This window comes from Burkholderia latens, from assembly GCF_902499045.1.
Taxonomy (GTDB): Bacteria; Pseudomonadota; Gammaproteobacteria; order Burkholderiales; family Burkholderiaceae; genus Burkholderia; species Burkholderia latens.
This window is the reverse complement of sequence record NZ_CABVPL010000035.1, coordinates 55,385-75,999: the sequence shown is the minus strand read 5'-3', so window position 1 is coordinate 75,999 and position 20,615 is coordinate 55,385. Positions and strand designations below refer to the sequence as shown.

The window sequence follows — 20,615 nt, the reverse complement described above, 5'->3', positions numbered from 1 at the left end:
GGGCAGCGCGCGCGCGGCCGCATCGGTCGCCGCGCGCGCGTCGGCGGCGCCGCTGTCGGGTGCGTGCGCAACGATGTCGAGCGTCGCGGGATCGGTGACGGCGAAGCGGCGGCCGTCGAGCGCGTCGCGCCACGTGCCGTCGATCAGGTTGGTGGAGCGCAGGAGTTCGGTGCGGGTCAGCGTAAGCGGCATGGCAGGTCCTTGAATGAGGCGGTTCGGTGACGAACGCGGCACGGCGCGGGCGCGACGCCCCCCACGCGGACAGCGGGCTGCCGCGTTCCGGGGTGACGCAAGCCGAGTGTCAGTGACGTTCGCCGAACAGCGATTCGAGCGGGTAGTGCCGTTTGACGAACGGCGATTTGATGATCACGTAACTGAAATACTTCTCGATGCCGATGTTCTGCTCGAGCAGCCCTTCGACGATCGTCTGGTAATGGCTCACGCTGCGCGTGATGAACTTCAGCAGATAGTCGTAGCCGCCGCTCGCGAGGTGGCATTCGACGATCTCGTCGACGTTGCGGATCGCCGCGACGAAGCGGTCGAAGTCCTCGCGGCGGTGGTCGGCCAGCGTGACTTCGGTGAACACGACCTGCACGTCGCCGAGCTTCTCGAGCTGGATGTGCGCGCCGTAGCCGCCGATGTAGCCGGCCTTCTCCAGCCGCTTCACGCGGATCAGGCACGGGCTGGGCGACAGCCCGACCGCATCGGCCAGTTCGACGTTGGTCATGCGGCCGCGCTTCTGCAACTGGGAGAGGATGCGCAGATCGATGCGATCCAGCTTGCTGTCCGTCATGTTCACGTGAATCTGAAAAAATGGAATGTCCGGTTACTTTAGAGTCGAACGATGGCCGCCACAAGCCCGGCTTTCCCTTGGCGCGTCAGGCCGGCTGCGCGTGCGCGGCGTCGAGCGCGCGCTGCACGCCCGCGTCGGCCAGCACGTCGTCGAGCGTCTTGCGCACGCGTTCGAACATCAGGTCGAACTCGCCCGCCGTGAAGCTCAGCGCCGGTGCGAAACCGAGCACGCCGTCGCCGAACGCGCGGAACACCACGCCGTTCGCGTATGCGGCGGCCGCGATCTTGTCGGGCACGTTCAGCGCCGGGTCGAAGCGCGTCTTGCGCGCCTTGTCGGCGACCAGTTCGAGCGCGCCGAGCAGGCCGACCGAGCGCGCGTCGCCGACGAGCGGATGCGCGCGCAGCGCGTCGAGCCCCGCGGCGAAGCGCGGCGCGAGCGCCTGGCCGTTCGCGAGCAGCCCGCCTTCGTGATAGAGCTTCAGCACCTCGAGGCCGATCGCCGCGCTGACCGGATGCGCGGAATACGTATGGCCGTGGCCGACCACGGGCGAATCGGCGCGCGTGCCCGCGATGCCTTCGTAGATTTCGTCGGACATCAGCACGGCGCCCATCGGCGCATAGCCGGCGGTCAGCCCCTTCGCGACGGTCATCAGGTCCGGATCCAGCTGTTCGCGCTCGCACGCGAACAGCGGGCCCGTGCGGCCGAAGCCGGTGATCACCTCGTCGGCGACGAACAGGATGCCGAGGCGCCGGCATGCGTCGCGCATCGCCTTCAGCCAGCCGGCCGGCGGCACGATCACGCCGCCGGAACCCTGCACGGGTTCGCAGAAGAATGCGGCGACGTTGTCCGCGCCGAGCTCGGCGACTTTCGCTTCGAGCGCGGCGACCGACGACGCGATCAGCGCCTGCGGATCGTCGCCGAGCGGATGGCGGTACGGGTACGGCGACGGAATATGGTGCTGGTCCGCGCGCGGCAGGTCGAAATGGCGGTGGAACGCAGGCAGGGCGGTGAGGCCGGCGCCGAACGACGACGAACCGTGATAGCCGCGTTCGAGCGCGATCATCTGCTTTTTCGACGGGCGGCCGGTCGCGTTGAAATAGTGCGTGATGAAGCGCACCGCGGAATCGACGGCGTCGGAGCCGCCGAGCGTGAAGTACACGCGGTTCAGCGACGGCGGCGCGAGCGCCGCGAGCCGCTCGGCCAGCTCGATCGCGGGCTGCGAGCCGAAATGGAAATAGCCGGTTGCGTACGGCAGCTTCGCCATCTGATCGGCGGCGGCTTTCACGATGCTGTCGCGCCCGTAGCCGACGTTCACGCACCACAGGCCGGAGAACGCGTCGAGCAGCGTGTGGCCGGCGGCGTCCCGCAGGAATACGCCGCTCGCGGATTCGAGCACGGTGACGCCGCGCGCCTCGTGCGCACGGTAATTGACGACGGGGTGGATCAGGTGTTGACGATCAGCTTCAATCAGCGCGGCTTGGTTCATGGCAGGGGGACTCTCGTCGGGTGTCAGCGGTGAGTTCATGCTACCGGGCGAGCGTTGCGCACGCGTCTTCAATTTGCGGCCCGAAACGTATGGACATGGCGTTTGCGCGGCGCGCTTCGGCATTTTCTGCTGCGCGCCCGGTGCGGCCGGGCGCGCACGTCAGTAGCCGCGCGAGCGGTCGACGACGCCGATCATCGGCTGCCCCGCGCGATGGCGCGCGACGTTCGCGAGCACGGCGTCGACGGCGGTGTCGGGCCGCGTCGCGCTCGCGATGTGCGGCGTGATCCGGATGCGCGGATGCGTCCAGAACGGATGGCCGGCCGGCAATGGCTCGGGGTCCGTCACGTCGAGGATCGCGCTGTCGAGCCGGCCGCTCGCGAGCGCCGCGAGCAGCGCGCGCTCGTCGAGCTGCGGGCCGCGCCCGACCTGGACGAGCGACGCGCCGGCCGGCAGCGCATCGAACACGCGCGCGCCGAGCAGCCCGCGCGTGCTGTCGGTGAGCGGCAGCAGGCAGATCAGGATGTCGGTGCGGGCGAGGAACGCGTCGAGCGCCGCGTCGCCCGCGTAGCAGTCGATGCCGTCGAGCGTGCGCGGCGTGCGGCTCCAGCCGGCGCACGGGAAGCCGAAGCGCCGCAGCATGTCGAGCACGGCCTGGCCGAGCGTGCCGAGCCCGAGCACGCCGACGCGCCGCGACGCGGCCGCGCGCACCGGCTGCTCGCGCCATCGTTGCGCGCGTTGCTGCCCGGCATAGTCGAACAGGTCGCGATGGATCGTCAGCACGGCCTGCGTCACGTATTCGACCATCCCTTCGACGATGCCCGGCTCGATCATCCGCACGACCGGGATGTGCGCGGGCACGCGCGACAGGTCGAACTGGTCGATGCCGGCGCCGACCGAGAACACGACTTCGAGATTCGGCAGCAGCGTGGCCGGATCGTCGGGCGGCTGCCATGCGGCGAGATAGCGGACCGCTTCGGGCTCGCCGACGTCGGGCCAGATCCGGAACGGCAGATCGGGCGCCTGCTGCGCGAAGCGTTGTGCCCATTGCGCGCCGCGCACCGGGTCGGCCTTGTAGAGAAAGCTCATCGTGCGCACCGCTCAGCCGAGCGCCTGGTTGACGATCGCGAACGTGCGCAGCGCCGGGTCGCGCGCCGGCGCCGCGCCGCGCGCCATCGCGACGACGGTGTCGACGCGCGGCAGCCCGAGCCCCTGCAGCCAGTCGGACAGCCCGCTGTCGCCCGGCACGTCGAGGCGCACGAACATCCCTTCGTGCAGCGCGAGCCAGTGGCTGATCAGCGCCTGCGCGCGCAGCGCGTCCGGCGCGACGACCGGGCCGATCACGTGCCCGCGGCCGAAGCGGCGGAACAGCGCGAAGCCGAGCAGTTCGCCGTCGCGATCGAGCGCGATCCCGTTCGCGACGTCGACGAGCGCGTCGATCACCGCGCCGCGCGAGTAGCCGGCCGCGCGCGATGCGAGCGCGGCGAGGCGCGGCCCGTCGTTGGTGCCGAGCGGGCGCAGCCGCTCGCCCGGCGGCAGCGAGATCAGCGGCGGCTGGAACGCCGCGCCCTGGTGCTGGTCGATCGTGCCGATCGCTTCGAAACCGAACTTGACGTACAGCGGCTCGCCGGACGGCGTCGCGTGCAGGAAGATCGTGCGCGCGCCGAGGCTGTCGACGACGCGCGCGAGCAGTTCGCGGCCGATGCCGCGGCCCTGGCGCTCGGGCGACACGATGACCATGCCGAGCGACGCATGCGCGTCGTCGAAGCGCCAGCCGAGCGCGGTGCCGACGACGCCGGATTCGTCCTCGGCGACGAAGCCGCTGCCGAGCTGGAAGGCGAAGCGCCAGTCGTCGAGCCGGTGCGGCCACTTGACTGCTTGCGACAGAAGGTGCGCGGCGGACAGGTCCGCTTCGGCGAACGGGCGATAGGTGAGCGTGCTGGAAGAATGGTGGTCGGACACGCCGGACTCCGGATGGGTAGGAATGACAGGTCGACTCTGCCAGCGACCCGGCCGCGCGGATAGGACGATTCGCCTGTTTTCGGCCTGCGGCGGCCGCGAGCGCACGATCGACGCAAACCCGCTCGATCCGCGTGCACGAACGCGCGGATCGTGCCGCCGAGGCCCGCGAATCCGACAGCGCCTGCTGTGGGATGCCGCTAGGATGAAGACACGGTGTCGCTGCCGCCTGCCGGCGGGCCGCACCGGCCGGCCCGGCCCGCCGGCCGGATCGCGCCGCACATCGTGCTGCACGCGCCGGGCAACTTGCGGCGATCGTGCTTTTTGATTGGCGCCGAACGACGCGCGAAACGTTTTTTGCCCTGATTCAATTTCGTTGAACCCAGCCCGTCCCCGGCCGTGCCGGGGCTTCACACCGACAGGACGTCACCATGATCCAGTTTGAACCGAAGTTCATCACCTTCGACTGCTACGGCACGCTGACCCATTTCCGGATGGCCGAGACGGCGCGCGAAATCTATGCGGACCGGCTGTCGCCGGAGACGATGGAGGCATTCGTGCGCGCGTTCGCCGCGTATCGGCTCGACGAGGTGCTCGGCGCATGGAAGCCGTATCGCGACGTCGTCGTCAACTCGGTCCGCCGCACCTGCGCGCGGGTCGGCGTGAAGTTCGACGAAGCCGAGGCCGAACGCTTCTATCACGCGGTGCCGACGTGGGGCCCGCATCCGGACGTGCCGGCCGGCCTGTCGCGGCTCGCGAAGAAGTACAAGCTCGTGATCCTGTCGAACGCAATGGACGATCAGATCATGAGCAACGTCGACAAGCTCGGCGCGCCGTTCCACGCGGTGTTCACCGCCCAGCAGGCGCAGTCGTACAAGCCGCGGATGCAGGGCTTCGAATACATGTTCGACAAGCTCGGCTGCAAGCCGGAGGACGTGCTGCACGTGTCGTCGAGCCTGCGCTACGACCTGATGACGGCCGAGGATCTCGGCATCAAGCACAAGGCGTTCGTGAACCGCGGCCACGAGCCGGGCACGCCGTTCTACAACTATTACGAAGTGTCGGACATCGGCCAGCTCGCGACGCAGCTCGGGCTGTAAGCGGCCCGAGCCGGCAGGTCCGGCAGGTCCGGCGATCGTCGCGACGGGACGCGGCCGCGGCGTCGCCGGGCCCGTCGCGCCGTGTCGTGTCTCGCCGCGCGTTCGATCAGCGCACGAAGCGAGGGTAATCACCGATATTGAATCGTTCAAGGCCGGCTTGCCCGGGCCGATATCTGTACCGAACGGTTAATATTGCGAGGCCCCCGCATGAAGTTGTCCACGAAACTGCTGATGCTCGTCGTCGCGGCGCTGCTCGGCGTCATCCTGCTCGCCGCGTTGTCGCTGCACACGCTGCGCGACGCGCTGATCGACAGCCGCCGCGAAGAGATCGTCATTCTGCTGACCAAGGCCGAGCATCTGGTCGATTCGTATCGCGCGCTGCAGGCCAACGGCACGCTCACGCGCGAGCAGGCGCAGCAGCAGGCGAAGGCCGCGCTGTCGGCGCTCAACGCGAATTCGAAGAGCTACTTCTGGGTCACGACGTCCGACGGCGTCAACCTCGTGCATCCGAACGCCAGGTTCATCGGCACGCGCGCGAAGGGCAACCGCACGACCAGCGGCCTGACCGACAGCGAGGCGTACCGCGCGGGCATGGCGCAGGCGCATTTCGCGCTCGTCGACGTGCTGATCAAGCGCAGCCCCGACGCGGATCTGGAGCCGAAGCTCCAGGGCGTGGTCCCGATTCCGGACTGGGACTGGTGGATCGGCACGGGATTCTTCTACGACGACATCAACGCGGCGTTTACGCGGCTCGCGATGGTGCTGGGCGCGATCACGCTCGTCATCGCGGCGGCGCTCGCGGCGATCGCATGGGGCGTGCTGCGCAGCGTCAGGCGGACGCTGGGCGGCGAGCCCGCGCACGCGGCGCAGATCGCGGCCCGCATCGCCGCCGGCGAACTGGACGTGCCGTTCGATACGGCGCACGCCGCGCCCGGCAGCCTGCTCGTCGCGCTCGGCGACATGAAGGCGCGGCTGACCGAGACCATCGCCGAAATCCAGACCACGACCCATTCGATCGCGACCGGCACCGGCGAGATCGCGCAAGGCAACCTGGATCTGTCGCAGCGCACGGAGCAGCAGGCCGCATCGCTGCAGGAAACGGCCGCGAGCATGGAGCAGATCACGTCGACGGTCAAACAGAACGCCGACAATGCGCGCCAGGCGAATACGCTCGTGACCCACGCGAAGGAGGCGACCGAACTCGGCGGCGCCGCCGTGCAGGAGGTCGTCGAGACGATGCGGCAGATTTCGGACGGATCGGTGCGGATCGCCGACATTACCGTCGTCATCGAGAGCATCGCGTTCCAGACCAACATTCTTGCGCTGAACGCCGCGGTCGAGGCCGCGCGGGCCGGCGAGGAAGGGCGCGGGTTCGCCGTCGTGGCGTCGGAGGTGCGCTCGCTCGCGCAACGCAGCGCGGCGGCCGCGAAGGACATCAAGGGGTTGATCGAGGCATCGGTCGAGCGGGTCGGCAGCGGCAGCCGGCTCGTCGAGACGGCCGGCGCGCGCATGACGGAGATCGTCCGGTCGATCGACCGGGTGGCCGACATCATGGGCGAGATCTCGGCGGCGTCGGCCGAGCAGAGCACCGGCATCGAACAGATCGGCCGGGCGGTCGCGCAGATGGACGAAGTCACGCAGCAGAACGCGGCGCTCGTCGAGCAGGCCGCGGCGGCCGCGTCGTCGCTGGACGAGCAGGCGGCGCGCTTGCGGGCCGCCGTGTCGGTATTCCGGCTCGCGGCGTGACCCGCGTGTGCCGGCCGCAGGCGGCCGGCGCATCGTTCGCCGCGCGGGCGGCGCGTTGGCGTGCCGGGCACGGCCGCGCCGCCGCACGGAAGCGCGGTCTCCGACGGCTGCCATGCGCGGCGCGCGCCTGGTATCCGCCGGGTATGGCCGCTTACCGGGCGATTCGCTGCCCGATTCTCCGACCGATTTCCGGGGCCGACTTCCCCGCCCCGCGCTCCCTGCGCGATCCCCCCGGCCCATTCCCTGAGCGATCCGTCGGCTGACCGCCGACAGCTTCGCCTCCACACCCGGGCGCCTCCCGACCCATCTTCCGGTCTTCGTACAAAGTCGCCGCGATCGGGCTGCAATCTTCCGAGCTTTCATGCATCGCGTGCCGCCGCGACCGGCCGCCGCCTGTGCATGCCCGCCTGACGCCCAGCCGCAACATACCGCCCATTTCGACCGCGCTCGGCGCCCGCACACGCATTCGACACAAACGTGCGGTTTGCGCGAGTCAAACGCGCGCCGGATGCCGAACGGGCAATTTTGTCGGCGCAATCTGCGGCGGCCGCGGCTTTACGATTTCCTGCATCGGCATCACTTGCGCGGCCGCCGCGACACCGCGGCGCGCGAACGGCGGCACGTGCGCGCACGCAGCAATTCATGCTGCGCGGGCGGCTCAAAACGGTCGATTCGTATCGTACGGGCGGCCCGAATCGCGACAAACCGCATTTTGGCGATGCTTAAATGAATTGCATGACGACGTTGCGTTCGCCACCAGCACGCGGGCGCGGCGGGATTCGACAACCATGCTGGACCCAAGACCCCACTTTCCACAGTCAGGAGCAGTTCGGATGAGCGACGATATCGACAACGGCGGCGGCAACGGCGGCGGCAACGGCGGCTTCACGCGCCGCGACATGATGAAGGTCATGGCGGCGAGCGGCATGATGGCCGCCGGTGCCGGCGGACTGCTGATGAACCCCGGGGCGGCATTCGCCGCGCCCGCGCCGAAGCGCGGCGGCAAGATCCGGGTCGCTAACGAATCCGGCTCGACCGCCGATACGCTCGACCCGGCCAAGGGCTCGACGGGCGCGGACTACATCCGCTTCTTCATGTTCTACAGCGGCCTCACGCAGCTCGATGCGAGCCTCACGCCGCAGATGAACCTCGCCGAATCGCTGCAGACGACCGATGCGAAGACGTGGATCATCAAGCTGCGCAAGGGCGTCACGTTCCACGACGGCAAGCCCGTCGGCCCGGCCGACGTGGTGTATTCGCTGATGCGCCACAAGAACGCGGCCACCGCGTCGAAGGTCAAGCCGCTCGCCGAGCAGTTCGCCGACGCGAAGGCGAGCGGCCCGGACGAAGTCACGTTGACGCTCGCGAGCGCGAACGCGGACCTGCCCGTCATCCTCGCGACGCCGCAGCTCGTGATCGTCAAGGACGGCACGACCGACTTCAGCGCCGGCATCGGTTGCGGCCCGTACAAGCTGAAGTCGTTCAAGCCGGGCGTGTCGACCGTCGGCGTGCGCAACGACAGCTACTTCAAGCCGGGCAGGCCGTATCTCGACGAGATCGAGCTGATCGGCATCAGCGACAAGGCCGCGCGCCTGAATGCGCTGCTGTCGGGCGACGTGCACCTGATCAACGCGATCGATCCGCGTTCCACGCAGCGGGTCGCGTCGACGCCGGGCTACGCGCTGAAGGAAACCAAGTCGGGCCTCTATACCGACCTGATCATGCGCAGCGACAACCCGATCGTGTCGAATCCCGATTTCGTCGAAGGGATGAAGTACCTGTTCGATCGCGAGCAGATCCGCTCGGCGGTGTTCCGCGGCTACTCGGTGATCGGCAACGACCAGCCGATTCCGCCGGGGCATCGCTACTTCAACGCGTCGCTGCCGCAGCGGGCGCACGATCCGGACAAGGCGAAATTCCTGCTCCAGAAGGCGGGCGCGCTCGGCGCGACGCTGCCGCCGATCTATGCGACGTCGGACGCGAACGGGTCGATCGAAATGGCCGTGCTGCTGCAGCAGGCCGGCCAGAAGATCGGGCTGAACCTGCAGGTGAACCGCGCGTCGCCCGACGGCTACTGGTCGAACCACTGGATGAAGCATCCGCTCACGTTCGGCAACATCAACCCGCGCTCGAGCGCCGACGTGCTGTTCACGCAGTTCTTCAAGTCGGATGCGCCGTGGAACGAATCGGGCTGGAAGAACGCGAAGTTCGACCAGCTGCTGCTCGCCGCGCGTTCGGAAACCGACGATGCGAAGCGCAAGCAGATGTACGGCGACATGCAGGTGATCGTGGCGCAGCAGGGCCGGGTCGGCATTCCGGCGTTCATCAGCTTCCTCGACGGCTACGACAAGCGGCTCGCTGGCCTCGGGTCGATTCCGACAGGCGGGATGATGGGCTTCATGTTCGCCGAGAACGTGTGGTGGAACGCATGACGTTGTCGTCGGCTGTCGCCGCGCGGCCGGTGTGGACCACCGCGCCGGCCACGCGCGGTTTTTTCGGGAGTGTCGCTCCATGAACCGCATTCTCATCGGTCTGATCGGCCGGCGCATCGCGATCACCGCGCTGACGCTGCTGATCGTGTCCGCGATCATCTTCACGATCACGAACCTGCTGCCGGGCGACGCCGCGCAGGCCGCGCTCGGCCAGTCGGCGACGCCGGAGACGGTCGCCGCGCTGCGCCAGCAGTTCGGTCTCGACATGCCGGCGCACGTGCGCTACGTGCACTGGCTCACCGGCTTGCTGCACGGCGATTTCGGCCGGTCGCTGTCCAGCGACATGCCGGTGTCCGAGCTGATCGGCGGGCGCCTGCCGAAGTCGCTTACGCTTGCCGCGATCACGACCGCCGTGTCGGTGCCGATCGCGCTGCTGCTCGGGATCCTCGCGGCGGTCAAGCGCGAGTCGGTGATCGATCGCATGATCAGCCTCGGCACGCTGTCGCTCGTCGCGACGCCGGAATTCCTGATCGCGACGGTCGCCGTGCTCGTGTTCGCGGTCGAGCTGCACTGGCTGTCCGCGCTGTCGTACAGCGGCCCGATCGAAAGCCTGCACGATTTCCTGCGTGCGTATGCGATGCCGGTGCTGACGCTGTGCGCGGTCGTGATCGCACAGATGGCGCGGATGACGCGCGCCGCGGTGATCGAGCAATTGAGCGCGTCGTACGTCGAGATGGCCGTGCTGAAGGGCGCGAGCCCCGCGCGCGTCGTGCTGCGCCATGCGCTGCCGAACGCGATCGGCCCGATCGCGAATGCGATCGCGCTGAGCCTGTCGTATCTGCTCGGCGGCGTGATCGTCGTCGAGACGATCTTCAACTATCCGGGCCTGGCGAGCCTGATGGTCGACGCCGTCAGCAACCGCGATTTCCCGTTGGTCCAGGCGTGCACGCTGATCTTCTGCGTCGCTTACCTGACGCTCGTGCTGTTCGCCGACCTGTGCTCCATCGTGTCGAACCCGCGATTGCGCACCTGAGTGTTTCGTCTTCCTTCCGAGATGCCGCCCATGCAACCGATCGAACCCGTACAACGCAGCAGCGCGCTGCCGCCATCCGGCGACCCGCCCGTGGGGCGGGGCAGCATGCCGCCTGCTGCGCCTGCCCCCGACCAGCCGCGCAAGCGCCGCGCCGCGCGCATCGCCTTGACGACCGGCGGCCGTATCGGCCTGTCGATGGTCGGCCTGATGCTGTTCGTCGCCGCGTTCGCGCCGCTGCTCGCGCCGCACGACGTCGGCGCGATCGTCACGCCCGACGTGTTCGCGCCGTTCAGCGCGAAGCTGCCGTTCGGCTCCGACTTCCTCGGCCGCGACATGCTGAGCCGGATCCTGTACGGCACGCGGCTGACCGTGCTGCTCGCGCTCGCCGCGGTGCTGCTCGCCGCGCTGACGGGCACGACGCTCGGGCTGCTCGCGACCGTGTCGGGGCGCGTGGTCGACGAGACGATGAGCCGATTCCTCGACGCGCTCACATCGATTCCGTCGAAGATGTTCGCGCTGATGTTCGTCGCCGCGTTCGGCTCGTCGCTGCCGCTGCTGGTCCTCACTGCCGCGGTCAGCTACATGCCGGGCTCGTACCGGATCGCGCGCGCGCTGGCCGTCAACATCAGCACGCTCGAATTCGTGCAGGTGGCAAGGGCGCGCGGCGAGAGCGCGCTGTACATCGCGTGCGTCGAGATGCTGCCGAACATGATTCATCCGATGCTCGCCGACACGGGGCTGCGCTTCACGTTCGTCGTGCTGCTGCTGAGCGGCCTGAGCTTTCTGGGGCTCGGCGTGCAGCCGCCGTACGCGGACCTCGGCTCGCTCGTGCGCGAGAACATCGCGAGCCTCGGCGACGGCTCGGCCGTCGCGATCATCCCCGCGGTCGCGATCGCGATCCTGACGGTGGGCGTCAACCTGTTGATCGACGGCCTGCCGCATCGCGGCCGCCGCAAGGGCGCGGCCGCGGCCGCGGGAGAACACTGATGCGAGATCAATCGACTCCGCTCGTCGAGGTGCGCGGGCTGCGCGTCGTCGGCGGCCGGCCGGGCGGCGCGGAAACGACGATCGTTCACGACGTCGACTTCGAGATCGGGCGCGGCGAGGTGCTCGCGCTGATCGGCGAATCGGGCTCCGGCAAGACGACGATCGCGCTGTCCCTGATGGGCCATGCGCGCAGCGGCTGCCGGATCGCCGCCGGCTCGGTGAAGATCGGCGGCACGGACGTCTGCACGCTGTCCGCGCAACGCTTGACCGCGCTGCGCGGCCGCAAGGTCGCGTACATCGCGCAGAGCGCGGCCGCCGCGTTCAACCCGTCGCGCACGATCCTGGACCAGGTGATCGAAAGCGCGCTGATCCACAAGACGATGTCGAAGCGCGACGCGCAGGCGAAGGCGGTCGAGCTGTTCCGCGCGCTCGCGCTGCCGGAGCCGGAGACGATCGGCAAGCGCTATCCGCACCAGGTGTCGGGCGGGCAGCTGCAGCGGCTGATGGCCGCGATGGCGCTGATCACCGATCCGGAGCTCGTGATTCTCGACGAGCCGACCACCGCGCTCGACGTGACCACGCAGATCGACGTGCTGCAGGCGTTCAAAAGCGTGATCCGCCGCTACGGGATGAGCGCGGTGTACGTGTCGCACGACCTGGCCGTGGTCGCGCAGATGGCCGACCGGATCGTCGTGCTGAGCGACGGCGTGATCCGCGAGGCCGGCGGCACCGGACAGATCCTGCATGCGCCCGCGCATCCGTACACGCAGAGCCTGATCGCGGCGGTCACGCCGAACGATGCCGACCGCGGTGCGCACGCGCAACGACCGGCCGCGCCTGCGCCGCTGCTCGACGTGCGCGGCGCGATCGCGGGCTACGGCGGCCGCACCGCGAACGGCTGGCCGGCAAAGGTGATCCTGCATGAAGTCGACCTGCGCATCGGGCGCGGGCAGACGGTCGGCGTGATCGGCGAATCGGGCTCCGGCAAGACGACGCTCGCGAAGGTGATCGCGGGCCTCGTGCCGGCAACCGGCGGCGAGATCCTGCTCGACGGCGAGCCGCTCGCGCGCGATATCGGCAAGCGGACGAAGGAGCAGCACCGCCGCGTGCAGATCGTGTTCCAGAACGCCGATACCGCGCTCAATCCGGTGCATACCGTCGAGCGCACGCTCGCGCGGCCGCTCGCGTTCTATCGCGGGATCAAGGGCGCGCGTGCGCGCCAGCGCGTCGCCGAGCTGCTCGAACTCGTGCGGTTGCCGCAGGCGGTCGCCGCGCGGCGCACCGGCGAGTTGTCCGGCGGGCAGAAGCAGCGCGTCAACCTGGCGCGCGCACTCGCGGCCGAGCCCGACCTGATCCTGTGCGACGAGGTCACGTCGGCGCTCGACACAGTGGTCGGCGCCGCGATCATGGATCTGCTGCGCGACCTGCAGGCGAAGCTCGGCGTGTCGTACGTGTTCATCACGCACGACATCGCGAAGGTGCGCGCGATCAGCGACGACATCGTCGTGCTGTATGCGGGCCGCCGTGTCGAAACCGGCAGCCGTGACGCGCTGTGCGCGCCGCCTTATCACCCGTATTCGCATCTGCTGGTGTCGTCGGCGCCGGAGCTGCGCGCGGGCTGGCTCGACGATGCGGCCGAGCGCTGCCACCGGCCGCTGGTGCCGATCGGCGAGCGCGAGAACGAGGCCGAGCTGTGTCCGTTCCTGTCGCGCTGCGCGATGCGCGTGGACGGTGTGTGCAACCGGACGGCTCCGTCGCTGCGCACGCTCGGCAACGGTGCGCAGGTGCTGTGCCACCGCAGCGAGGAAGACCTCGTGCGCTTCCAGGCGGAGCCGGCGCAGGCCGCCGTCGCACCGGTGCAGCCGGTGCGGCTGTGATGCGCGCGATCGCTCGTTCGCCGCGCGCTCGCGTGCCGGCGATCGGCATTGCGCATAGTGTGCTGCTGCAGTCGTACAAAACGGTGAATTGCGCGTGTGCCGCGCGCGAATACGCGGCAACTGCGCTTTCTGATGGTGATTAAATGGGTCTCATTGCTCCATTGCCGCGGTCGCCGCGGTCGCCGATCGTCGTCACGGGAATGCTCGAGAAACATTCGATGAAACTGGAATCGTACTGGCTGGATACGCGCCCCGCGTTTCGCGGCGGCTGTGAAGGCCCCGTCGAAGGGCGTGCCGACGTGGTGGTGATCGGCGGCGGCTTCACCGGATTGTCGGCGGCGCTCGCGCTCGCGCAGCGCGGCGTGTCGGTGGTCGTGCTCGAAGCCGCGCAGGTCGCGAGCGAAGCGTCGGGCCGCAACGGCGGGCAGTGCAACACCGGCGTCGCACAGGACTTCGCGTCGCTCGCCGCGCGGATCGGCGCGGAGCCCGCGAAGCAGTTCTACCGCGCGTACGAAAGCGCGGTGAAGAGCGTCGAGACGATCGTCGCCGAGCACGCGATCGACTGCGACTTCCGCCGCGCGGGCAAGCTGAAGCTCGCCGCGAAGCCGCAGCATTTCGCGGGGCTCGAGAAAACGTTCAATGCGTTGCGCCGCGACGTCGATCCCGATATCGAACTGATCGAACCGTCGCGGATCCGCGACGAAGTCGCGTCCGACGGCTTCTACGGCGGACTCCTGCAGCGCAACGGTGCGCAGATGCACATGGGCAAGTTCGGCGTCGGGCTCGCGCAGGCGGCCGTGCGGGCCGGCGCGCGCGTCTACGAGCACGCGGCCGTCACGCAGCTCGAGCGGCTCGACGGCGAGCGCCACACGATCACGTGCACGCGAGGCACGATCGTCGCCGACCGCGTGCTGGTCGCGACCGGCGCATCGCAGCACGGGCCGTTCGCGTGGTTCCGGCGGCGCATCGCGCCGGTCGGCAGCTTCATCGTCGTGACGGAACCGCTGCCCGATGCGCAGTTGAACCGGCTGTTTCCGCAGCGCCGCGCGTACGTGACGTCGCGCCAGATCGGCAACTACTTCCGCGTGACGCCCGACAACCGGCTGCTGTTCGGCGGACGCGCGCGCTTCGCGATGTCGAGCCCGCGCTCCGACGCGAAGAGCGGCGACATCCTGCGCGCCGGCATGGCCGAATATTTCCCCGAGCTGGCCGACGTGCGGCTCGACTACTGCTGGGGCGGGCTGGTGGACATCACCGCCGACCGGCTGCCGCGCGCGGGCCAGCACGACGGGCTCTATTACTCGATGGGCTACAGCGGCCATGGCGTGCAGATGTCGGTGCACATGGGCCGCGTGATGGCCGACGTGCTGTACGGCGCGGCCGCGTCGAATCCGTGGCGCGAGCTCGACTGGCCGGCGATGCCGGGGCATTTCGGGCACGCGTGGTTCCTGCCGATCGTCGGCGCGTATTACCGGATGCAGGACTTCCTGCACTGACGCGAATGCCCCGAGCACTGGATATGAACGCACGATTCGTTTGCCCGCTTGCCGCGCGGGCGACTGCATGAGGACCGCCAGCATGGCCACCCTGTTCCAAGACGCGGTAGAAGGCACGATGCCGCGCGCGCCGCGTATCGCGCGGCCCGTGTCGCCGGCGATCGGCGACGTGCTGCGCACGATCGACGCGTCGTTCGCGCAGCCGCTGAACCTCGACACGCTCGCGGCCGTGGCCGGCTTGAGCGTGTCGCGTTTCACCGCACGCTTTCGCAGCGAAGTGGGCTTGTCGCCGCATCGCTATTTGTGCGCCGTACGCGTGCGCCGCGCGCAGGATCTGTTGCGCGCCGGCCTCGCGCCGTCGGTCGTCGCGACCGAGGTCGGCTTCTTCGATCAGAGTCATCTCGGCCGGCATTTCCGGCGTGTGCTCGGAATCACGCCGCGCGATTACGTCGTCGCGCGGCCGGCCGGTGCAGCAGCGCGAACGCTGCCGATGCGCACGCGTGCCGACCACCGCGACGCGACATGTCATGTCGCATAGCCAACGACGGGCGCGACCGTTGTCCGGCGCTTGACGCGCGCTTGAATGGCGCTTGACCAGACCGACGGACCGGCGCGGCACAATGGCAGGCAAGCATCACAGGAGCGCGAGATTGAACGGGTTTGCCGGGCGCCACCCGACGCAGGACATTTCAATGTCCTAAAGGTGTGCGGACGGCGGGGGCTTCGAACGACGATTTCCAATACCGCGCGACGGGAACTGCACGACACCGTCGCGACCATGCAGGAGCAGAAATGACCGCAGTTTTCGTATTGCATCGTGCCGACGGAAGGGCCGATCCGGCCGCGTTGCGCAAGCAGGCGTTCGGCGCGAACGATCCTTTCGCGCAACATCGCGAGATCGCGTGGGAAGGGCCCGACTCGATGGCCGCCGGACGTATCGGCTTCGTCGGCGAACTCGACGTCGCGCGTTATCCGCACATCGAGACGCTCGTCGTCGTCGAAGGCGAGCTGACGCTCGAAGCGGCCGGCGCCGAGCCGTGGGTGCTGGGTCCGGGCGAGGGGGCCGTCGTCGGCGGCGGCACGGCGGTTCGCATCAGCGCGGCGTCGCCCGTCTCCGTGACGTTCTGCGCGGCCGCGTGCGGGCAGCCGACGAAACGCGGCCTGTTCCGGCTGCGCGCCGACGCCGATTTCAAGCCGTCGTCGACGTTGCCCGCGGAGGTGCTGCTCGGCCCCGCGCCGCAATGCCGCAGCGACAACGTGTTCGTCGAAGACGCCGCCGAGTACTGCGCGGGCACGTGGGATTCGACGCCTTATCACCGGATCGTGCGCCCGCATCGCGTGAACGAATTCATGTTCCTGCTGGCCGGCGGCGTGCGGTTCGCCGCGCCGGACGGCAGCGTGCTGTCGCTCGGCGCCGGCGACGCGCTGTTCGTGCCGCGCGGCGCATCGATCGGCTGGGAAAGCAGCGAGCGCGTGGCGAAATTCTACGTCGTGCAGAACGTCCACGTATCAACCGAACGAGACTGACCATGTCCCCTCCGCTGCGCCTTATCGAAACGCTGCCCACGCCGCCGGCTTCGGCCGACGTCGTCGTGATCGGCGGCGGCATCATCGGCGTCTTTACCGCCTACTACCTCGCCCGGCGCGGGGTGTCGGTCGCGCTCGTCGAGAAAGGCCGGATCGGCGCCGAGCAGTCGAGCCGCAACTGGGGCTGGTGCCGGCAGCAGAACCGCGATGCGCGCGAGCTGCCGATGGCAAGCAAGAGCATCGATCTGTGGGAACGGTTCGGCGAGGAAACCGGCGAAGACACCGGTTTTCATCGCTGCGGGCTGCTGTACCTGAGCAACGACGACGACGAGTTGTCCCGCTGGGCCAACTGGGGCGAGTTCGCGAAGACGGCCGGCGTCACCACGTACATGCTCGACAGCAAGCAGGCCAGCGAGCGCGGGCGCCTGACGGGCCGGCAATGGAAGGGCGGCGTGTTCTCGCCGACCGACGGCACGGCGGATCCGGCGAAGGCCGCGCCGGCCGTGGCCGCCGCGCTGATCAAGCTCGGCGGCAGCGTGCATCAGCACTGCGCGGCGCGCGGGATCGAACTCGAGGGCGGGCGCGTCAGCGCGGTCGTGACCGAGGCCGGCGTGATCAAGACCAAGACGGTCGTGATGGCCGGCGGCGCATGGGCGTCGTCGTTCTGCCGCCAGCTCGGCATCCGCTTTCCGCAGGCGTCGATCCGCCAGTCGATCCTCAGCGTGTCGCCCACCGAGCAGGCGTTGCCGGATGCGCTGTATATGTCAGGCGTGTCCGTTACCCGCCGTACCGACGGACGCTACGCACTCGCGATCAGCGGCCGCGCGCGCGTCGACGTGACACCGCAGTTCCTGCGCTTCGCGCCGCAGTTCGTGCCGATGTTCGCGAAGCGCTGGCGCAATCTGCTGCCGGGCGGCCTCGAAGGCGTGCGCGGCGGCCATGAAACGCTGAAGCGCTGGCGGCTCGACGCGCCGACGCCGATGGAAGCCGTCCGCATCCTCGATCCGAAGCCCGACATGCCGACGGTCAACGAAACGTACCGCCGCGTGGTCGAGCTGCTGCCCGAACTGCGTGACGCGACGATCACGCACGCGTGGGCCGGGTACGTCGACAGCACGCCGGACGGCGTGCCGGGTATCGGCGAAGTGCCGGGCGTGCCCGGCCTGATTCTCGCGGCGGGCTTTTCCGGGCACGGCTTCGGGATCGGCCCCGGCGCCGGGCACCTGATCGCCGATCTCGCGACGGGCGCGCAGCCGCTGGTCGATCCGGTGCCGTATCAGCCGGCGCGGTTCAACGATTCGGCATGGGGCAAGGTCGCGGATTTCTAGGCTATCGCCGACATGCGGCGATGCGCGCCGCGCAAGCGCGGCTGGATCGGCGCGGGCGCCTGCCACGTGTGGCGGCCCGGCGCCGGCGGGATTGGAGTGTGTGATGCGTTTCGTTTCGTATTGGCTCGATACGTCGCAGCCATTCGTGAGCAGCTCGCCGGAGCTGCCGGACGGAAGTTGCGACGTGGTCGTCGTCGGCGGCGGGATCACCGGCTCGGCCGCGGCCCTCGCGCTCGCGAAAAAAGGCGCGAGCGTGGTCGTCTGCGAGGCGGGCACCGTCGGGCAGGCGGCGTCCGGGCGCAACGGCGGGATGTGCAACAACGGCTTCGCGCAGGATTACGCGTCGCTGTCGCAGCGCATCGGCACCGAGCTCGCCAACCGGCTCTATCGCGCGTTCGACGCGGGCGTCGACACGGTCGAGCGGCTGGTCCGGGACGAGTCGATCGATTGCGATTTCGTGCGGCGCGGCAAGCTCAAGCTCGCGGCGAAGCCTGAACACTACGACAAGCTCGTGCGCAGCCACGCGCTGCTCGCCGCAAGCGTGGATCCCGACACGCGCATCGTGACGAAAGCGGCGTTGCGCGACGAGATCGGCTCGGACCGTTATCACGGCGGGCTGCTGTTCGGCAAGAGTGCGGGAATGCACGTCGGCCGTTATGTGCGCGGCCTCGCGACGGCTGCGCAAGCGCGCGGCGCGCGCATTGTCGAGCACGCGCCGGTGCTCGGATTGAAGCGGGCGGCGAGCGGCGCCTATGCGGTGCGTACGCCGCTCGGCGAGATCCGCGCGCGCCAGGTGTTGCTCGCGAGCGGCATCTCGCAGATCGGCCCGTTCGGCTGGATCCGGCGCAGGATCGTGCCGGTCGGCGCGTTCATCATCGTCACGGAGCCGTTGCCGCGCGCGTTGCTCGACCGGTTGCTGCCGACCCGCCGGATGGTCACGGACACCAAGAACTTCGTCAATTTCTTTCGCGTCACGCCGGACAACCGGATGCTGTTCGGCGGGCGCGCCCGTTTCGCGACGTCGAATCCGCGTTCGGACGAAAAGAGCGGCCGGATTCTGCGGCAGCAGATGGCCGCGGTGTTTCCCGAACTGGCCGGCGCGCGCATCGACTATTGCTGGGGCGGGCTGGTCGACATGACGGCCAACCGCCTGCCGCGCGCGGGCGAGCGCGACGGCGTTTACTACTCGATGGGCTATAGCGGCCACGGCACGCACATGGCGACGCTGATGGGCACGCTGATGGCCGAGATCATGGACGGGCGCGCGGCGCTCAACCCGTGGCAAGACTTCGACTGGCCCGCGATTCCCGGTCACTTCGGCAAACCGTGGTTCCTGCCGTTCGTCGGCGCCTGGTACCGACTCAAGGACACCCTGCAATGAATTCACCCGTTGTTCACCTGATGCAAGCCGGCAGGCTCGATCGCTTCTTCATCGACGGCGACTGGGTGCTGCCCGACGGCGGCGACCGGTTCGCGGTCGTCTGCCCGTCCACCGAGGACACGCTGTGCGAGATTCCGCTCGGCAGCGCACGCGATGCCGAGCGCGCGGTGAGCGCCGCGCGCCGCGCGTTCGAATCGTGGTCGGCGACGTCGCCGCATGCGCGTGCCGCAGTGCTCGACCGCATCCATGCATTGCTCGTGGAGCGCGCCGGGTTGTTTGCCGCCGCGCTCGCGCTGGAAATGGGCGCGCCGATCAGCTACGCCCGCAACGCGCACGTGCCGCTTGCGGCCGAGCATATCCGCGTCGCGCGCGACAACCTGGCGAGCTACCCGTTCGTCGAGCGGCGCGGGACGACCGCGGTCGTGCGCGAGCCGATCGGCGTGTGCGCGCTGATCACGCCGTGGAACTGGCCGATCTACCAGATCACCGCGAAGGTCGGGCCCGCGCTCGCGGCAGGCTGCACGGTGGTGCTGAAGCCGAGCGAACTCTCGCCGCTGAGCGCACTGCTGTTCGCGGAAGTGATCGCCGATGCGGGCGTGCCCGCCGGCGTATTCAATCTCGTGAGCGGCAGCGGCGAAACGGTGGGCGCCGCGCTGTCGTCGCATCCTGAAGTCGACATGGTGTCGATCACAGGTTCGACGCGGGCCGGCGTGCTCGTCGCGCAGGCCGCCGCGCCGACCGTCAAGCGCGTCGCGCAGGAGCTCGGCGGCAAGTCGCCGAATGTCGTGTTGCCGGATGCGGACCTGCAGCGTGCGATCGCGCCGGGCGTTGCCGCCGCGTTCCGGAACATGGGCCAGTCGTGCAGCGCGCCGACCCGCATGATCGTGCCGCGCGATGCGCTCGGCAAGGTAGAGGAACTGGCCGTCGCCGCGGCGCAGCGGCTGATCGTCGGCGATCCGTTCGACGAGGCCACGACGCACGGGCCGCTGGCCAATCGCGCGCAGTTCCGGCGGGTTGGGCAAATGATCGACGCGGGCATCGACGAACGCGCGAAGCTGATCACCGGGGGCCCCGGCCGGCCGGCGGGGCTCGCCAAGGGCTTCTACGCGCGGCCGACGATCTTCTCCGACGTGCGCACCGACATGGCGATCGCGCAGCAGGAGATCTTCGGTCCGGTTCTCGCGATCCTGCCTTACGACACCGTCGACGAAGCGGTCGCGATCGCGAACGATACGGTGTACGGGCTGGGCGCGCACGTGCAGGGCACCGACATGGCGCGCGTGCGGGCGGTGGCCGCGCGCATCCGGGCGGGGCAGGTCCATTTGAACTACCCGGCATGGGACCCTCAGGCGCCGTTCGGCGGATACAAGCAGTCGGGCAACGGCCGCGAGTACGGGATCGAAGGGATGGAGGAGTACATGGAGGTGAAGTCCGTCCTGGGCTTTTATGATTGATGCGTCGGCTGCGCGCGAC

Annotated in this window: 16 protein-coding genes and 1 pseudogene; 12 read left to right on the top strand and 5 right to left on the bottom strand. The window is 69.2% G+C overall.

Going from position 1 to position 20,615, the window contains the following annotated elements:
• From BSE24067_RS21865 to BSE24067_RS21845, 5 genes and pseudogenes are all read right to left on the bottom strand, one after another.
• Positions 1-192, bottom strand: a pseudogene (locus BSE24067_RS21865) (succinate-semialdehyde dehydrogenase (NADP(+))); the annotation flags it as partial.
• 109 nt (positions 193-301) lie between these two features.
• Positions 302-793 carry an Lrp/AsnC family transcriptional regulator gene (locus BSE24067_RS21860; RefSeq protein ID WP_006749694.1) on the bottom strand — a complete coding sequence of 164 codons (492 nt, stop codon included), beginning with the start codon at positions 791-793 and terminating at the stop codon, positions 302-304.
• A gap of 85 nt (positions 794-878) precedes the next feature.
• Positions 879-2,279: an aspartate aminotransferase family protein gene (locus BSE24067_RS21855; protein WP_151065969.1), complete on the bottom strand. Its 1,401-nt coding sequence runs from the start codon at positions 2,277-2,279 to the stop codon at positions 879-881.
• A 159-nt stretch (positions 2,280-2,438) separates the two neighbouring features.
• Complete coding sequence (locus BSE24067_RS21850; RefSeq protein WP_151065968.1) at positions 2,439-3,365, bottom strand: 2-hydroxyacid dehydrogenase; 927 nt, start codon at positions 3,363-3,365, stop codon at positions 2,439-2,441.
• Positions 3,366-3,377: 12 nt separating this feature from the next.
• Positions 3,378-4,238, bottom strand: a complete 861-nt coding sequence (locus BSE24067_RS21845; RefSeq protein ID WP_151065967.1) for a GNAT family N-acetyltransferase — start codon at positions 4,236-4,238, stop codon at positions 3,378-3,380.
• 428 nt (positions 4,239-4,666) lie between these two features.
• Between BSE24067_RS21845 and BSE24067_RS21840 the strand changes: the two genes are divergently transcribed.
• The 12 genes from BSE24067_RS21840 to BSE24067_RS21785 all read left to right on the top strand — a co-directional run bounded on the left by BSE24067_RS21840 (position 4,667) and on the right by BSE24067_RS21785 (position 20,596).
• Positions 4,667-5,335 (top strand): haloacid dehalogenase type II, encoded by a 669-nt coding sequence (locus BSE24067_RS21840; protein ID WP_151065966.1) that lies wholly within the window; start codon positions 4,667-4,669, stop codon positions 5,333-5,335.
• A gap of 207 nt (positions 5,336-5,542) precedes the next feature.
• Positions 5,543-7,081 (top strand): methyl-accepting chemotaxis protein, encoded by a 1,539-nt coding sequence (locus BSE24067_RS21835; RefSeq protein WP_151065965.1) that lies wholly within the window; start codon positions 5,543-5,545, stop codon positions 7,079-7,081.
• Positions 7,082-7,914: 833 nt separating this feature from the next.
• Positions 7,915-9,513, top strand: a complete 1,599-nt coding sequence (locus BSE24067_RS21830) for an ABC transporter substrate-binding protein (RefSeq protein ID WP_151065963.1) — start codon at positions 7,915-7,917, stop codon at positions 9,511-9,513.
• 79 nt (positions 9,514-9,592) lie between these two features.
• Positions 9,593-10,546 (top strand): ABC transporter permease, encoded by a 954-nt coding sequence (locus BSE24067_RS21825; protein WP_151065962.1) that lies wholly within the window; start codon positions 9,593-9,595, stop codon positions 10,544-10,546.
• Between the two features lie 30 nt (positions 10,547-10,576).
• Positions 10,577-11,533 carry an ABC transporter permease gene (locus BSE24067_RS21820; RefSeq protein ID WP_151065961.1) on the top strand — a complete coding sequence of 319 codons (957 nt, stop codon included), beginning with the start codon at positions 10,577-10,579 and terminating at the stop codon, positions 11,531-11,533.
• Positions 11,533-13,410, top strand: coding sequence for an ABC transporter ATP-binding protein (locus BSE24067_RS21815; RefSeq protein WP_151065960.1), 1,878 nt, complete (start codon positions 11,533-11,535; stop codon positions 13,408-13,410). The genes BSE24067_RS21820 and BSE24067_RS21815 overlap by 1 nt, the downstream gene beginning before the upstream one ends.
• Before the next feature lie 218 nt (positions 13,411-13,628).
• The gene (locus BSE24067_RS21810; protein ID WP_151065959.1) at positions 13,629-14,906 is read left to right on the top strand and encodes an NAD(P)/FAD-dependent oxidoreductase; all 1,278 of its coding nucleotides are present in this window, start codon (positions 13,629-13,631) and stop codon (positions 14,904-14,906) included.
• An 82-nt stretch (positions 14,907-14,988) separates the two neighbouring features.
• Entirely contained in the window at positions 14,989-15,444 is a 456-nt protein-coding gene (locus BSE24067_RS21805; RefSeq protein WP_174904854.1) for a helix-turn-helix domain-containing protein, read from the top strand.
• A gap of 254 nt (positions 15,445-15,698) precedes the next feature.
• On the top strand, positions 15,699-16,433 hold the full coding sequence (locus BSE24067_RS21800) for a cupin domain-containing protein (RefSeq protein WP_151065958.1): 735 nt from the start codon (positions 15,699-15,701) through the stop codon (positions 16,431-16,433).
• A gap of 2 nt (positions 16,434-16,435) precedes the next feature.
• Positions 16,436-17,761 carry an NAD(P)/FAD-dependent oxidoreductase gene (locus BSE24067_RS21795; protein ID WP_151065957.1) on the top strand — a complete coding sequence of 442 codons (1,326 nt, stop codon included), beginning with the start codon at positions 16,436-16,438 and terminating at the stop codon, positions 17,759-17,761.
• A 103-nt stretch (positions 17,762-17,864) separates the two neighbouring features.
• The gene (locus tag BSE24067_RS21790) at positions 17,865-19,142 is read left to right on the top strand and encodes an NAD(P)/FAD-dependent oxidoreductase (protein WP_151065956.1); all 1,278 of its coding nucleotides are present in this window, start codon (positions 17,865-17,867) and stop codon (positions 19,140-19,142) included.
• Positions 19,139-20,596, top strand: coding sequence for an aldehyde dehydrogenase family protein (locus tag BSE24067_RS21785; RefSeq protein WP_151065955.1), 1,458 nt, complete (start codon positions 19,139-19,141; stop codon positions 20,594-20,596). Before BSE24067_RS21790 ends, BSE24067_RS21785 begins: the two co-directional genes overlap by 4 nt.
• Positions 20,597-20,615: the final 19 nt, after the last annotated feature.

Bases quoted from the DNA above. Each gene is read 5' to 3' on its own strand.
- BSE24067_RS21855 (WP_151065969.1), bottom strand. From the start codon at position 2,279: ATGAACCAAGCCGCGCTGATTGAAGCTGATCGTCAACACCTGATCCAC.
- BSE24067_RS21860 (WP_006749694.1), bottom strand. From the start codon at position 793: ATGACGGACAGCAAGCTGGATCGCATCGATCTGCGCATCCTCTCCCAG.
- BSE24067_RS21800 (WP_151065958.1), top strand. From the start codon at position 15,699: ATGACCGCAGTTTTCGTATTGCATCGTGCCGACGGAAGGGCCGATCCG.
- BSE24067_RS21820 (WP_151065961.1), top strand. From the start codon at position 10,577: ATGCAACCGATCGAACCCGTACAACGCAGCAGCGCGCTGCCGCCATCC.
- BSE24067_RS21835 (WP_151065965.1), top strand. From the start codon at position 5,543: ATGAAGTTGTCCACGAAACTGCTGATGCTCGTCGTCGCGGCGCTGCTC.
- BSE24067_RS21790 (WP_151065956.1), top strand. From the start codon at position 17,865: ATGCGTTTCGTTTCGTATTGGCTCGATACGTCGCAGCCATTCGTGAGC.
- BSE24067_RS21815 (WP_151065960.1), top strand. From the start codon at position 11,533: ATGCGAGATCAATCGACTCCGCTCGTCGAGGTGCGCGGGCTGCGCGTC.
- BSE24067_RS21840 (WP_151065966.1), top strand. From the start codon at position 4,667: ATGATCCAGTTTGAACCGAAGTTCATCACCTTCGACTGCTACGGCACG.
- BSE24067_RS21785 (WP_151065955.1), top strand. From the start codon at position 19,139: ATGAATTCACCCGTTGTTCACCTGATGCAAGCCGGCAGGCTCGATCGC.
- BSE24067_RS21850 (WP_151065968.1), bottom strand. From the start codon at position 3,365: ATGAGCTTTCTCTACAAGGCCGACCCGGTGCGCGGCGCGCAATGGGCA.
- BSE24067_RS21810 (WP_151065959.1), top strand. From the start codon at position 13,629: ATGAAACTGGAATCGTACTGGCTGGATACGCGCCCCGCGTTTCGCGGC.
- BSE24067_RS21830 (WP_151065963.1), top strand. From the start codon at position 7,915: ATGAGCGACGATATCGACAACGGCGGCGGCAACGGCGGCGGCAACGGC.
- BSE24067_RS21805 (WP_174904854.1), top strand. From the start codon at position 14,989: ATGGCCACCCTGTTCCAAGACGCGGTAGAAGGCACGATGCCGCGCGCG.
- BSE24067_RS21825 (WP_151065962.1), top strand. From the start codon at position 9,593: ATGAACCGCATTCTCATCGGTCTGATCGGCCGGCGCATCGCGATCACC.
- BSE24067_RS21795 (WP_151065957.1), top strand. From the start codon at position 16,436: ATGTCCCCTCCGCTGCGCCTTATCGAAACGCTGCCCACGCCGCCGGCT.